A 14172-nucleotide genomic window follows, 5' to 3' on the forward strand; every position below is an offset into this window, starting at 1 on the left:
CAGCGGCGCCGTCGTCGAGGTTAACCTGCCGCGGCCGGCGCCGCCGCCCCCTGCTGGCTCGCGATCCAGGCATCGAGCTTGGCCTCCAGCACGTCCAGCGGTACCGAGCCGTCCTTGAGCACCTCGGCGTGGAAGGCGCGCACGTCGAAACGCGGACCCAGCGCGGCCTGCGCCCTGCGCCGCAGTTCCATGATCTTGAGTTCACCGATCTTGTACGCCAGCGCCTGCCCGGGGATGGCCATGTAGCGCTCGGTCTCGGCGACCGCCTCGACCTGGCTGGTGGCCGAGTTGTCGAGCATGTACTTGATCACCTGTTCGCGGGTCCAGCCCTTGGCGTGCAGGCCCGTATCGACGACCAGGCGGATCGCGCGCCACAGCTCGTTCTGCAGGTAGCCGAAGTAGGAGTACGGATCCTGGTAGAGGCCCAGGTCGCGGCCGAGCGACTCGGCGTACAGGCCCCAGCCTTCGGTGAACGCGGTCTCCCCACCGAAGCGGCGGAACGCGGGCAGGCCTGCCAGTTCCTGCTGCAGCGCCAGCTGGAAGTGGTGGCCGGGGATGGCCTCGTGCAGGAACAGGTCTTCGGCGTCCCAGGTCTTGCGCGAGGGCAGGTCGTAGGTGTTGACGTAGAACACGCCCGGACGGCTGCCGTCCTCGCTGGGCCGCATGTACGAGCCGCCGGCGGCCGACTGCGCGCGGTAGGGTTCCACCGGCCGGATCTCGAAGCCGGCCTTGGGCAGCAGCGAGAACTGCTGCGGCACCCTGGCCATCACTTTCGACTCCAGGCCGCGGTAGTAGGCCAGCAACGCGTCCTCGTCCCCGAACTGGAAGCGCGGATCCTGCTGCATGAAGCGGAAGAACTTCTGCATGTTGCCGCGGAACTTCACTTCCTTCATGACCTGCCGGATCTGGCCGTGGATCCGCGCGACCTCGTCCAGGCCGATCTGGTGGATCTGCTCGGGCGCCAGGCCGGTGGTGGTGCTCTGCCGGGCGTTGTAGGCGTACCAGGCCGCGCCGTCGGGCAGGGCGGCCATGCCGGCGCTGGCGCGGGTGGCCGGCAGGTACCGGGTGGCGATGAATCCGCGCAGGCGACGGTAGGACGGCAGCAGCCGGTTCTCGATCGTCCACTTGTACTCGGCAGCCAGGCGCTGGCGATCGGCGTCTGAGAACCCGGCCGGCATGTTCCGGACCGGGTTCCAGAACAGGGTCTCTTCCGCGGTCGGCTTGATCAGTGCATCCAGCTGCGGCAGCACCTTCTCCATCAGCGGGCGGGGCTGGACCACCCCGGCGGCCATGCCCTGCTCCATGTTGGCGATCGCCTGCTCGAACAGGGCCGGCACCTGGCCGGCGCGCTTGAGCCAGTTCTCGTAGTCCTTGACCGTTTGGAACGGCTGGGCGCTGGTGCCCGAACCGAGCATCGCCATCAGCGTGGCCGGATTGTTGAACTGGTTGACCGGCTGCATCCAGCCGGGGAAGCGCTCGCCCTCCAGCGCGTCGCGTGCGTTGCGCACGAAGATCCGGTAGCTGAGCAGGTCCTGGCCTTCCAGGCCTTCCTCGCCGACCGCCTCGACCTTGGCCAGCCACTGTGCGGTGAAGTCGTGGCTCTGCTTGCGGAAGTCGGGCGAAAGGTAGTTGGGCAGCTGGTCGTTCCAGCGCGGGTCGCCCTGGAAAGTGGCCTGCAACGGGTTGAGCGCGAGCGAGGCGTCCCAGTACTCGGCGTAGAGACGCTGCAGCTGCTCGGCCTTGGTCTGGGTCTTCTTCGCCGGCGAAGCCTTGGCCGCCGCTGCCGGTCGCGCCGCCTTCTTCTTCTTCGCCGCATCGGCCGGCGCGGGAGCCAGCAGGACGAAGGCGAGGGGCAAGGCGGCGAGCCAGCGCAGCGGGAACCGGGTCATGGGTGACTTCCGTGGACGTGAAGACACCGAGAGTGCCGCATCCAGCCGACGCAGGCCAGCGTGGCCGGTCACAGCAGCGTCAGCTTGCGGCCTGCTCGCGCAGTTCGCGCGCACGCGCGACGCCCAGGTAGCGCGTGATCCAGCGGCGCATCAGGTACAGCAGCGGGATCAGGGCGATGGCCGCCAGCATCTTCCATGCGTAGTTGAGCGTGCTGACCGCCAGGAACAGCGAGGTCGGCCATTTCTGTGGCCCGAGCACGAACGCGATCCAGATCACCACGAAGCTGTCGACCAGCTGCGATACCGCGGTGGAGCCGGTGGCGCGAAGCCACACCCAGCGCTCGCCGGTGGCGCGGCGGATGCGGTGGAACACCACCACGTCGATCATCTGCCCCAGCAGGAAGGCGACCATCGAACCGGCGATGGTCCACAGTCCCTGGCCGAACACCACCGCGAATGCCGCCTGGTAGTCCGGCACGCCCTGCGCCTGCGCCGCGCCGCGCCACCAGCCGGCCGGCGCCAGTTCGATCGCGGCGAAGGCGAACAGGAAGCCGTAGGCGATCAACCCCACCGCCAGCCAGGAGATGAACCTCACCCCGCGCCGGCCGAAGAACTCGTTGATGGTGTCGGTCATGATGAACACCACCGGCCACAGCAGGGTGCCGGCGGTGAAATTCAGCGACCCGCTCTGGCCGAACAGGTTCCACTCCAGCGGCGCCACCCCCAGGGTGTCCTCGAGGGCGAAGATCTTGACCCCGATGAATTCGGCCAGCGCCGCATTGACGCAGAAGAACGCGGCCAGCGCGATGTACAGCCGGACCGCGCGGTCGTCGAGCAGGCGCGCGGCCATGGTGGTGGGCGCGGCCGCCGTGGCATCCGGTGCGGGTGCGGTGGTCATGGCCGTGGGCAGCGGGGCGAGCCCCGCCCTAGCGCTCGCCTGCGCGGGTGAAGGGCATGGTTTCCGGGGCCACCGCGCCGCCGGAGATGATGAAGCCCATGGCCTGGTCGACGGTCCAGTCGGTCGGCGTCAGCAGTTCCACCGGCACTACTTCCAGGTAGCCGGACGTCGGGTTGGGCGTGGTCGGCACGTAGACCGCGGCCAGTTCGCGGCCGGTGCCTTCCTCCTTCAGCACGCGGGTGACCAGGCCGATGGCCTTCATTTCCCGGTGCGGGAAGTCGACCAGGACCACGCGCTGGGTGCTGCCGGGCTTGGTCTGCAGGATGTCCAGCAGCTTGCGCACGCTGGTGTAGACCAGGTTGGCCAGGGGTACCCGGGCCATGACCGCCTCGAACCAGACCAGCAGGCGCTGGCCGACCATGCGTCGCGCCAGCACGCCCACGCCCAGGATCACCAGCACGGTGGCGGCCATGGCGATGGTGTTCTGCACCCACAGCGCCTTGCCCCAGCCCATGTAGTCGGGGAACGAATCGGCGATGTTCTCCGACAGCGGCACCACCCATGGCGCGCTGATGCTCGACAGCATGACGAAGACGAACTTGATCACGACCCAGGTCAGCCAGATCGGCAGCAGGGTCAGCAGGCCGGTGAAGAACAGCCCTTGCAGCGAGGCGCGCTGCGGCGCGTGGGGGTCGGGGGACATGGCGCGATTGTAGCGCCGGCGGCGGTTATGCTGCGGGCCGGCGGGGAGCGCCGAAAGGGGGAAGCATGGTCCGGATCCTGAAGTGGCTGGCCGCGGGCGTCGTCGCCCTGGCCGTGTTCGTGCTGGCGGTGTATGCGCTTTCGCGCGCGATGGGTCCTACCCGGGGCGAGTCCGCGGCGCTGGCGCTGGTCGATGCGCCGCCGCAGCTTCCGGACGGGCGCGACGGCTTCGCCGCGCTCTACAGCGTCGGCCACGACGTCCCGCCGGCCGACCAGGCGCGCGTGCTGGCCGAAGACGTGAGGCGTTTCGCCGCCTCCCCACCGCTGTCGATGGAGCAAGGTGCCTATGCGCCGGGCTGGCGCAGCGTGCTGGACGACTGGCCGAGGCTGGACCCGCAGCAGGCGGGCGATCCGCCGTGGTGCGCGCTGCGCGAGCCGGGATGCATCGAGCGGGTGCGCGCGGCGCCCGAGGCCTACGCTGGCCTGATCGAACGCCATGCGGTCCAGCTCGAGCGCTCCTCGGCGCTGGCCGGGTACGACTATTTCCGCAACCCGTTCGCGGCGCGCCTGGACATGCCGATCCCGGCCTACCAGTCGCTCACCCACCTGCCCACGCGCAACGCCTGGCGCTTCGCCCGCGGCGAGCTGGACGCAGCGCTTGCCGGTACCTGCGACGGCGTGGCGCTGGGCCGGCGCATGATCGAGTCGGGCGATTCGCTGATCGCCAGCATGATCGGCGCGGCCCTGGTCCAGGGCCACGCGACCTTGCTGGCCGAGATGCTGGCCGAACTGCCACGCCAGCATCCGCTGCCGGCGCAATGCTCCGAGGCCGTGGCGCGCCCGCTGGCGCTGGAGCAGGGCGTGTGTCGCGTCATGCTGGGCGAGGGGCGTTTTTCCATCGGCGGCATGCGTACCCAGGTCACCGGGCAGATCGCCGCGGAGGCGTCCGGCCACGACGTGCCCGCCTGGGGCACGCGCCTGCTGTTCGATCCCGAACGCACCGCCGCGCGGATGGCGCCGACCTTCGCCTGGTACTGCGGCGACCAGGCCCGCGCGCTGGTCGCCGCGGACCGGCCACTGGCGGACCAGACGCCGCCGCCTTCGCTGTGGTCGCTGCGCTGCGCCTCCAACCCGGTCGGGTGCATCCTCGCGGACATCGCCCAGCCCGCCTATGCGGATTACGGCGTGCGCCTGCAGGACGCCGGCGCGCGCCTGCGGACCACGGCGGCGCTGCTGTGGCTGCGCGGGCTCGACGGGCCGATCGACGAGGCCGCGCTGGCGCGGGCGCCGGCACCGCTGCGCAGCCCGGAGCGGCCGCTGCGGCTGGACCTGGCGACCGGCACCCTCGGCACGGCGCTGTACGAGAAGCCCCGGCCCGGAACCCACGGCCGCGACGGCACCTGGTCGGTGCCGCTGCCGGGCAGTCGGCTTCAATCGGCTGGCGTGTCGCCCTGAGCGGGTCGGCGGTCCGGCTTGCGGCGCACGTAGACCTGCTTGCGTACCCGGGCGACGACCTCGCCGCCGGCATCGACGACCTCGTTCTCGAACCAGTGCAGGTATTTGGCGCCGCCCGCCGTGGCCTGGCGGATCTCCGCCAGGACCGCGTCGTCGATGTCGAAGCGGGCGGATACCGTGCCGCGGCCGGGCTTGAGGAAGTCGATCGCGCCGGACTGGTCCCAGACGTAGTACTCCCGGCCCAGCAACCGCATCAGCAGCAGCATCCAGAACGGGTCGGTCATCGCGAACAGGCTGCCGCCGAAGTGTGTGCCCACGTAGTTGCGGTTCCACGGGCGCATCCGCAGCTCGACCCGCGCGTGCCGCCAGTCCGGCGAGATCGCCGCCACGTGGATGCCGGCGAACAGGAAAGGCGGCCACAGGTTCATGCCGTGGCGCAGGATCGAAGGCTTCATCACGGGACGACGGGGCGGAGGGCGTGCGAGCGTACCATACGAGCCAGTACGGATGCGGTCGCGGCAGGCACCGGCGCGGGGCGCGTGAGCTAGACTGTCGCCCTTTTCCGGCCGGCGACGGCCCCTGAACGGAACACACCCTTTCGAATGAGCTGGCTCAGCAAATTGATGCCCTCCGGCATCCGCACCGACAACGCCGCCAACCGCAAGCGCTCCGTGCCCGAAGGCTTGTGGGAGAAGTGCGACCGCTGCGGCGCGGTGTTGTACCGGCCGGAGCTGGAGGAGAACCTGGAGGTCTGCCCGAAGTGCGACTTCCACATGCCGATCCGGGCCCGCGCCCGCCTGGCCTCGCTGTTCGACCCGGGCAGCACCACCGAGATCGCCGCGACCCTGGCGCCGACCGACGTGCTCAAGTTCAAGGATTCCAAGCGCTACGCCGAGCGGATCAAGTCCACCCAGAAGGCCACCGGCGAGTACGACGCGCTGGTGGCGATGCACGGCCTGCTCAAGGGCCGGCCGCTGGTGGCCAGTTCGTTCGACTTCGCCTACATGGGCGGCTCGATGGGCTCGGTGGTGGGCGAGAAGTTCACCCTGGCCGCGGAGAAGGCGCTGGAGATCGGGGCGCCGTTCGTGAACTTCTCCGCCAGTGGCGGAGCGCGCATGCAGGAGAGCCTGTTCTCGCTGATGCAGATGGCCAAGACCTCCGCCGCACTGGGCAAGCTGCGCGCGGCCGGGCTGCCGTACATCTCGGTGCTGACCCATCCGACCACCGGCGGCGTGTCGGCCTCGTTCGCGATGCTGGGCGACCTGAACATCGCCGAGCCCGAGGCGCTGATCGGCTTCGCCGGCCCGCGGGTGATCGAGCAGACCGTGCGCGAGAAGCTTCCCGAGGGCTTCCAGCGTTCGGAATTCCTGCTCGAGCACGGCGCCATCGACCAGATCTGCGATCGCCGCGAACTGCGCGACCGCCTGGCAGGGCTGCTGGCGATGATGATGCGCCAGCCGCAGCCGGAAGACAGCGACACCCTGGACGCGGCATGAGCAGTGCGCGCCGCTACTTCGGTACCGACGGCATTCGCGGCCGGGTCGGCGAGGGCGTGATCTCCGCCGACTTCGTCCTGCGCCTGGGCAACGCGCTGGGCCGCGTGCTGGCTGCGGGCCAGCCGGTCCGGCGCACGGTGGTGATCGGCAAGGACACCCGCATTTCCGGCTACATGTTCGAGGCGGCGCTGGAGGCCGGCCTGGTCGCCGCCGGTGTAGACGTGCAGCTGCTGGGGCCGATGCCGACCCCGGCGGTCGCATTCCTGACCCGCACCCTGGGCGCGGACGCCGGCATCGTCATCAGCGCCTCGCACAACCCGCACTACGACAACGGCATCAAGTTCTTCTCGGCCGAGGGCGAGAAGCTGGACGACGCCACCGAGCTGGCGATCGAGGCGGCGCTGGACGGCCAGTTCACCACCGTCGGCTCGGAGCAACTGGGCAAGGCGGTGCGCGCGCGCGACGCGGTCGGCCGCTACATCGAGTTCTGCAAGGCGTCGGTGCCGCGCGGCTTCGACCTGCGCGGGCTGAAGGTCGTTATCGACTGCGCGCATGGCGCCACGTACCACATCGCTCCGCTGCTGTTCCGCGAGCTGGGCGCCGAGGTCACCGCGATCGGTGCGTCGCCGGACGGACTCAACATCAACGCCGGCGTCGGCTCGATGCATGTCGACAACCTCGCCGCCAAGGTGCGCGAGACCGGTGCCGACCTGGGCATCGCGTTCGACGGCGACGGCGACCGGGTGCTGATGGCCGACGACCTGGGCAACCCGGTCGACGGCGACGGCCTGCTGTACGTACTGGCGCGGGCCTGGCAGGCGAGCGGGCGCCTGCGCGGACCGGTGGTCGGCACGCTGATGACGAACTACGGACTGGAAAAGGCGCTGGCCCAGGCCGGCATCCCGTTCCAGCGGGCCAGGGTCGGCGACCGCTATGTCCACCAGGCGCTGGTCGAGAACGATGGCGTGCTCGGCGGCGAGGCCTCCGGCCACCTGCTGTGCCTGGACCGGGCCACCACCGGCGATGCGATCGTCAGCGCGTTGCAGGTGCTGGACGTGCTGCGGCGCAGTGGCCGCAGCCTGCGCGAGGCACTGGACGGGCTGTCCGCGGTGCCGCAGAGGACCATCAACGTGCGCCTGGAAGGTGCCTCGGCCAAGGCCATCGTGGAAGCCGACGGCGTTCGCGGTGCGCTGGAGGGCGCGCAGGCGGCGGTGCAGGGCAGGGGGCGTGCGTTCCTGCGTCCGTCCGGCACCGAGCCGGTGGTGCGGGTCACGGTGGAAGCCGACGACGCACTGCTGATGCAGGACACCCTGGACCGCCTGGCCGCCGCCGTGCGCGAGGCCGCGGCGGCCTGACCGCGGCCGCCTGCGCAGGATCAAGGACACCCGAACCGCGGCGTGGTCGAATCGCCGCGGACGATCACCCGGAGCACGCACCATGTCTGCACGCATCCCCACCCTCGACATCACCCGCTTCACGGCGCCGGCCAGCAGCGCCGACCGCGAGGCCTTCATCGCCGAGCTGGGTGCCGCGTACCGCGAGTGGGGCTTCGCCGGCATCCGCAACCATGGCATCCCGCAGGCCGGCATCGACGCGGCCTACGATGTGTTCAAGCGTTTCTTTGCGCTGCCCGAAGCGGTGAAGATGAAGTACCACGTCCCCGGTGGCGGCGGCGCGCGCGGCTACACCCCGTTCGGCGTGGAGACCGCCAAGGGCGCCCGGCACTTCGACCTCAAGGAGTTCTGGCACATCGGCCGCGAGATCCCGGACGATTCGAAGTACCGGGCGGTGATGCCGCCGAACCTGTGGCCGGAAGAGGTCGCGGGCTTCCGCGAGCACGGCTATGGCCTGTACCGGGCGCTGGACCAGCTCGGTTCGCGCGTGCTGTCCGCGCTGGCCCTGCACATCGGCCTGCCCGAGCACTGGTTCGCCGACAAGACCGACTCGGGCAACTCGATCCTGCGCCCGATCCACTATCCGCCGATCACCGCCGAGGACATCCCCAACGTGCGCGCCGGCGCGCATGAGGACATCAACCTGATCACGCTGCTGGTCGGGGCCAGCGCTTCGGGCCTGGAAGTGCTGTCGCGCAAGGGCGAGTGGGTGCCGTTCACCGCCGACGCCGACACCATCGTGGTCAACATCGGCGACATGCTGCAGCGCCTGACCAACCACGTGTATCCGTCGACCACCCATCGCGTGGTGAACCCGCCGGCCGAACAGGCGCGCAAGCCGCGCTACTCGGTGCCGTTCTTCCTGCACCCGAACCCGGACTTCGTGATCGACGTGCTGCCGTCCACGGTCACCGCGGACAACCCGAGCCGTTACCCCGAGCCGATCACCGCGCAGGGCTACCTCGAGGAGCGGCTGCGCGAGATCAAGCTCAAGTAGCGCCGGGCCCGGGCTGCCCGGCCGGTGTCCTGCGTTGTCAGCGCGCAGGACATCCGTACCGCGCGGTATCCTTTCCGGCAATACAGGCTATGCGGGGAAGGGCATGCGTCGCAGGATCGTCGCGGGCAACTGGAAGCTTCACGGGTCGCGTGCGTTCGCCACGTCGCTGCTCGGCCAGATCGCCGGGGCCGCGCCGGTGCCGGGGGTCGAGCTGGTGGTCCTGCCGCCGCTGCCCTACCTGGGGGACCTGATCGAGGACTTCGAGGGCACGCCGCTGGCCTTCGGCGCCCAGGACGTGAGCAGCAACGAGCAAGGGGCGTATACCGGCGAGGTCTCCGCCTCGATGCTGGTCGACGTCGGTGCGCGGTACGGCCTGTGCGGGCATTCGGAGCGGCGCCAGTACCACCACGAAAGCAGCGAGCTGGTCGCGCTGAAGTTCCGCGCGGCCCTCAATGCCGGGCTGAAACCGGTGCTGTGCATGGGCGAGGGGCTGGCGCAGCGGGATGCGGGCGAGGCCGAGGCGGTGATCGCCGCCCAGCTGCAGCCGGTCCTGGACCTGGTCGGGGTGGCGGGGTTCGCCAGTGCGGTCGTGGCCTACGAGCCGGTCTGGGCGATCGGTACCGGCCGGACCGCCACCCCCGAGCAGGCCCAGGCCATGCACGCCTTCATCCGTCGCCAGATCGCCGGGCACGATGCTAGAATCGCCGATTCCCTGCCGATCCTCTACGGTGGCAGCGTGAAGCCCGACAACGCCGGCGCGCTCTTCGCGCAGCCGGACGTAGACGGCGGGCTGATCGGCGGCGCCTCGCTGGTGGCCGCGGATTTCCTGGCCATTGCCCGGTCGGCCGCCTAGGCCCCGGGGCGAGACGAGCAAGTCGAGACGACAAGAATGCTGATGCTGATCCTCAACGTGGTGTACGTGCTGGTGGCGATCGCCATGATCGCGCTGATCCTGCTCCAGCGCGGCGCCGGCGCCGCCGCCGGCTCCGGGTTTGGCGCCGGTGCCTCGGGCACGGTGTTCGGCGCCCGTGGCGCGTCCAATTTCCTGTCCAAGAGCACCAAGTGGCTGGCCGTGGTGTTCTTCGGGATCAGCCTGTTCATGGCCTGGTACGCCAGCCACAGCGCCCGCCCGGTGGCGCAGCAGAGCCTGGGCCTGATGGGCGAGCCGGTCGCGCCGGTGCAGGGTGCCCCGGCCCCGGGCGAGATGCCGGTGCCGCCGCCGGCGCCGGCCGCGACCGAGGTGCCCGCGGCCGCGCCGGTCGCGCCGCCGGTCGAGAACGCCCCGGTCGACGCCGGGACGGTGCCCGCGCCGCAGCCGGAGGCTGCTCCGCCGGCGCAGTAAGGCGTACAATGCGCCGCGCCGCTGGTCCGGCGCACGTTTGACGACGAGCAAGACATGCCCAGGTGGCGGAATTGGTAGACGCACTACCTTGAGGTGGTAGCGACTTAGGTCGTAGGGGTTCGAGTCCCCTCTTGGGCACCATGTGAAAGCCGCCGCGCCGAGCGCGACGGATCGCGGTACAAGACAAGGCCCGCTCGCAGCGGGCTTTTTCTTTGGATTCGCCGCACTGCGGCAACGTGCAAGCGTTTACTACCGAGCCGCGCAGCCGCTACAATTCCGCTGCTGTGCACAATCGCAGCGGACACCGGCACATGCGCCCGTCCGCGGCATCGCCGGTCACCCGGCGGCGACGACGCAACAGGCGCTCCGCGGCCTTCGCGGAAACTGACCCAAGCCCGGCCTGCCGGGCAGAGGCAAGAGAGAACCGCACGTGCTGGCCCAATACCTGCCGACCCTGTTGTTCCTGATCGTGGCCACCGGTATCGGCGTCGCGCTGATCATCGTCGGCCACGTGCTCGGGCCGCGCCGCCCGGATGCGCAGAAGCTGTCGCCCTACGAGTGCGGCTTCGAGGCGTTCGAGGACGCGCGCATGAAGTTCGACGTGCGCTACTACCTCATCGCGATCCAGTTCATCGTCTTCGACCTGGAAATCATCTTCATCGTGCCGTGGACCCTCGTGTTCCAGGAGCTGGGACCGCGCGCGCTGGTCACCATGGGCCTGTTCGTGGGGATGCTCTTCCTCGGCTTCATCTACGTCTGGAAGAAGGGAGCGCTCGAATGGGAGTGATCCAGACCCTCGACCGCCTGATGACCAACCCGATCCCGGAAGGGCGGGTGGACGACATCCTGCGTCCCGAGGGCGACAACCCGCTGCTGGAGAAGGGCTACGTCACCACCAGCGTCGACGCCCTGGTGAACTGGGCCCGCACCGGCTCGATGTGGCCGATGACCTTCGGCCTGGCCTGCTGCGCGGTGGAGATGATGCACGCCGGCGCCGCGCGCCTGGACCTGGACCGGTACGGGGTGGTTTTCCGCCCGTCGCCGCGCCAGTCCGACGTGATGATCGTGGCCGGCACCCTGGTCAACAAGATGGCCCCGGCGCTGCGCAAGGTCTACGACCAGATGCCCGATCCGAAATGGGTCATCTCGATGGGCAGCTGCGCCAACGGCGGCGGCTACTACCACTATTCCTACTCGGTGGTCCGTGGCTGCGACCGCATCGTGCCGGTCGACGTCTACGTGCCCGGCTGCCCGCCGACGGCCGAGGCGCTGGTCTACGGCATCCTGCAGTTGCAGAAGAAGATCTGGCGCACGCAGACCGTCGCCAGGCAAGCCAACACGATAGACCGCTGAACCCACGCCCTTCTTTGGAATACGCCAAGCCCCATGGCCGAGCCAGCAGCCTCCTTCGCCCAACGACTGCGCGACCGCTTCGCGGACGCCGTGGTGACCGTGGCCGAACCCCGTGGCGAGATCACCCTGGAGACCGCAGGCCATGAATGGCTGCCGCTGTGCCAGGCGCTGCGCGACGAGTTCGGCTTCGAACAGCTGACCGCGGTCAGTGGCATCGACTACCTGGGTTACGGCAGCGACGAGTGGGACACCGACGGCGTCTCCTCCGGCGGCTTCAGCCGTGGCGTGGAAGGCAAGGGCACCGGCCGCTTCGGCTGGGGCGAGCGCCCCAGCCAGGAAGACGGCGGCGCGATCACTCCCATCGAGGCGCCGCAGCGTCGCTTCGCCGCGGTCCTGCACCTGATTTCCTACGCCAACAACCAGCGCGTCCGCGTCCGCGGCTTCGCGCCCGACGACGCGCTGCCGATGGTGGCCTCGGTCACCGGCATCTGGCCGGGCGCCAACTGGTTCGAGCGCGAGGCGTTCGACCTGTACGGCATCGTCTTCGAAGGCCATCCGGACCTGCGCCGGATCCTCACCGACTACGGCTTCGTCGGCCATCCGTTCCGCAAGGACTTCCCGCTGATCGGCAACGTCGAGGTGCGCTACGACGAAGAGCGCAAGCGCGTGGTCTACGAGCCGGTCACCTCGGTCGAGCCGCGCGTGGGCGTGCCGCGCGTGATCCGCGACGACGCCCGCTACCAGACCGCCGCCGGCGAAGCCGCCCAGCGGGAGGCCGCCAAGTGAGCGCACAGATGACGCCCGACACCACCATCCACCAGGCAGGCGCCGCGTTCGCCAGCAATCCCGGCGAGGCCAGGCAGGAAATCCGCAACTACACCATGAACTTCGGCCCGCAGCACCCGGCCGCGCATGGCGTGCTGCGCCTGATCCTGGAGATGGACGGCGAGACCATCGTCCGCGCCGACCCGCACGTGGGCCTGCTCCACCGCGGCACCGAGAAGCTGGCCGAGTCCAAGCCATTCAACCAGTCGATCGGTTACATGGACCGCCTGGACTACTGCTCGATGATGTGCAACGAGCACGCCTACGTGCGCGCGATCGAGGCCCTGATGGGAATCGAGGCTCCCGAGCGCGCCCAGTACATCCGCACGATGTTCGACGAGATCACCCGGATCCTGAACCACCTGATGTGGCTGGGCTCCAACGCGCTGGACCTGGGCGCGATGGCGGTGTTCCTGTACGCGTTCCGCGAGCGCGAAGAGCTGATGGACGTGTACGAGGCGGTCAGCGGCGCGCGCATGCACGCGACCTACTACCGGCCCGGCGGCGTCTACCGCGACCTGCCCGACCGCATGCCCAAGTACAAGGAATCGCCCTGGCACAAGGGCGCCAAGCTCAAGCGCTTCAACGAGGCCCGCGAGGGCTCGATGCTGGACTACGTCGAGCACTTCACCCGCGAGTTCCCCAAGCGCGTGGACGAGTACGAGACGCTGTTGACCGACAACCGCATCTGGAAGCAGCGCACCGTCGGCATCGGCGTGATCAGCCCGGAGCAGGCCAAGGCCTGGTCGATGACCGGCGTGATGCTGCGCGGTTCGGGCATCGCCTGGGACCTGCGCAAGAAGCAGCCCTACGCCAAGTACGACAGCGTCGATTTCGACATTCCGCTCGGCACCCACGGCGACTGCTACGACCGTTACCTGGTCCGGGTCGCCGAGATGCGCCAGTCCAACCGCATCATCGCCCAGTGCGTGGAGTGGCTGAAGGCCAACCCCGGCCCGGTCATGGTCCAGAACTTCAAGGTCGCCCCTCCCAAGCGCGAGGAGATGAAGGACGACATGGAAGCGCTGATCCACCACTTCAAGCTGTTCTCCGAGGGCTACTGCGTGCCGGCCGGCGAGACCTACGCCGCGGTCGAGGCCCCCAAGGGCGAGTTCGGCTGCTACCTGGTTTCCGACGGCGCCAACAAGCCGTTCCGCGTGCACCTGCGCGCCCCCGGCTTCGCGCACCTGTCCTCGATGGACGAGATCGTGCGCGGCCACATGCTGGCCGACGTCGTCGCCATGATCGGTACTTATGACCTTGTATTCGGTGAGGTGGATCGATGAAGGCCACCGGTAACTTCGAGAACGCGCGCCACGTCGACCCGATGGTCGTCCTGAGCGACGACACGCGCGCGCACATCGACCACTGGCTGACCAAGTTCCCGCCGGACCGCAAGCGGTCGGCGGTGCTGCAGGGGTTGCACGCCGCCCAGGAGCAGAACGGCGGCTGGCTCACCGACGAGCTGATCGCCGGCGTGGCCCGCTACCTCGACCTGCCGCCGGTCTGGGCCTACGAGGTCGCCACGTTCTATTCGATGTTCGAGGTCGAGAAGGTCGGCCGGAACAACGTGGCCTTCTGTACCAACATCAGCTGCTGGCTCAACGGCGCCGAGGGCCTGGTCGCCCACGCCGAGAAGAAGCTGGGCTGCAAGCTGGGCGAATCGACCGCCGACGGCCGCGTCTACCTCAAGCGCGAGGAAGAGTGCGTGGCCGCGTGCTGCGGCGCCCCGGTGGTCGTGATCAACGGCCATTACCACGAGAAGCTCACCCCCGAGAAGGTGGACGAGCTGCTCGACGGACTGAAGTGAGGCCACGGCAG

The 14172-nt window shown here is 69.5% G+C and carries 15 protein-coding genes and 1 tRNA gene; 12 read left to right on the forward strand and 4 right to left on the reverse strand.

Annotated features, from left to right (window positions below):
* Positions 1–20 precede the first annotated feature (20 nt).
* The 3 genes from CSC66_RS13675 to CSC66_RS13685 all read right to left on the reverse strand — a co-directional run bounded on the left by CSC66_RS13675 (position 21) and on the right by CSC66_RS13685 (position 3490).
* The gene (locus tag CSC66_RS13675; protein ID WP_162377961.1) at positions 21–1889 is read right to left on the reverse strand and encodes a DUF885 domain-containing protein; all 1869 of its coding nucleotides are present in this window, start codon (positions 1887–1889) and stop codon (positions 21–23) included.
* A gap of 79 nt (positions 1890–1968) precedes the next feature.
* Positions 1969–2739, reverse strand: a complete 771-nt coding sequence (locus CSC66_RS13680; protein ID WP_162378036.1) for a queuosine precursor transporter — start codon at positions 2737–2739, stop codon at positions 1969–1971.
* 76 nt (positions 2740–2815) lie between these two features.
* Positions 2816–3490, reverse strand: coding sequence for a DUF502 domain-containing protein (locus CSC66_RS13685; RefSeq protein WP_162377962.1), 675 nt, complete (start codon positions 3488–3490; stop codon positions 2816–2818).
* Positions 3491–3555: 65 nt separating this feature from the next.
* On the opposite strand from CSC66_RS13685, the gene CSC66_RS13690 reads away from it, so the two are divergent.
* Entirely contained in the window at positions 3556–4944 is a 1389-nt protein-coding gene (locus CSC66_RS13690) for a hypothetical protein (protein ID WP_162377963.1), read from the forward strand.
* Here the strand turns inward: CSC66_RS13690 and CSC66_RS13695 are convergent.
* Positions 4920–5399, reverse strand: coding sequence for a DUF4442 domain-containing protein (locus tag CSC66_RS13695; protein WP_162377964.1), 480 nt, complete (start codon positions 5397–5399; stop codon positions 4920–4922). The two genes, CSC66_RS13690 and CSC66_RS13695, sit on opposite strands and share 25 nt — an antisense overlap.
* 147 nt (positions 5400–5546) lie before the next feature.
* Between CSC66_RS13695 and accD the strand changes: the two genes are divergently transcribed.
* The 11 genes from accD to nuoE all read left to right on the forward strand — a co-directional run bounded on the left by accD (position 5547) and on the right by nuoE (position 14161).
* Positions 5547–6440: an acetyl-CoA carboxylase, carboxyltransferase subunit beta gene (gene accD, locus CSC66_RS13700; RefSeq protein ID WP_162377965.1), complete on the forward strand. Its 894-nt coding sequence runs from the start codon at positions 5547–5549 to the stop codon at positions 6438–6440.
* Positions 6437–7795: a phosphoglucosamine mutase gene (glmM, locus tag CSC66_RS13705; protein WP_162377966.1), complete on the forward strand. Its 1359-nt coding sequence runs from the start codon at positions 6437–6439 to the stop codon at positions 7793–7795. Before accD ends, glmM begins: the two co-directional genes overlap by 4 nt.
* Before the next feature lie 82 nt (positions 7796–7877).
* Complete coding sequence (locus CSC66_RS13710) at positions 7878–8831, forward strand: isopenicillin N synthase family dioxygenase (RefSeq protein WP_162377967.1); 954 nt, start codon at positions 7878–7880, stop codon at positions 8829–8831.
* Positions 8832–8934: 103 nt separating this feature from the next.
* Entirely contained in the window at positions 8935–9684 is a 750-nt protein-coding gene (tpiA, locus tag CSC66_RS13715; protein WP_162377968.1) for a triose-phosphate isomerase, read from the forward strand.
* 36 nt (positions 9685–9720) lie between these two features.
* Entirely contained in the window at positions 9721–10173 is a 453-nt protein-coding gene (secG, locus tag CSC66_RS13720) for a preprotein translocase subunit SecG (protein ID WP_162377969.1), read from the forward strand.
* Between the two features lie 56 nt (positions 10174–10229).
* A tRNA-Leu gene (locus tag CSC66_RS13725) sits at positions 10230–10314 on the forward strand.
* 289 nt (positions 10315–10603) lie between these two features.
* Positions 10604–10960 (forward strand): NADH-quinone oxidoreductase subunit A, encoded by a 357-nt coding sequence (locus tag CSC66_RS13730; protein ID WP_162377970.1) that lies wholly within the window; start codon positions 10604–10606, stop codon positions 10958–10960.
* The gene (locus tag CSC66_RS13735; RefSeq protein ID WP_162377971.1) at positions 10951–11526 is read left to right on the forward strand and encodes a NuoB/complex I 20 kDa subunit family protein; all 576 of its coding nucleotides are present in this window, start codon (positions 10951–10953) and stop codon (positions 11524–11526) included. Before CSC66_RS13730 ends, CSC66_RS13735 begins: the two co-directional genes overlap by 10 nt.
* A 33-nt stretch (positions 11527–11559) precedes the next feature.
* A complete protein-coding gene (locus CSC66_RS13740) occupies positions 11560–12312 on the forward strand; it encodes an NADH-quinone oxidoreductase subunit C (RefSeq protein WP_162377972.1) in 753 nt (250 codons plus the stop codon).
* Between the two features lie 8 nt (positions 12313–12320).
* Positions 12321–13637: an NADH-quinone oxidoreductase subunit D gene (locus tag CSC66_RS13745; protein ID WP_162378037.1), complete on the forward strand. Its 1317-nt coding sequence runs from the start codon at positions 12321–12323 to the stop codon at positions 13635–13637.
* Positions 13634–14161, forward strand: coding sequence for an NADH-quinone oxidoreductase subunit NuoE (gene nuoE, locus CSC66_RS13750; RefSeq protein ID WP_162377973.1), 528 nt, complete (start codon positions 13634–13636; stop codon positions 14159–14161). Before CSC66_RS13745 ends, nuoE begins: the two co-directional genes overlap by 4 nt.
* The last annotated feature ends 11 nt before the right edge of the window (positions 14162–14172 follow it).

Source organism: Pseudoxanthomonas kaohsiungensis (assembly GCF_010211765.1).
Lineage (GTDB): Bacteria > Pseudomonadota > Gammaproteobacteria > Xanthomonadales > Xanthomonadaceae > Pseudoxanthomonas > Pseudoxanthomonas kaohsiungensis.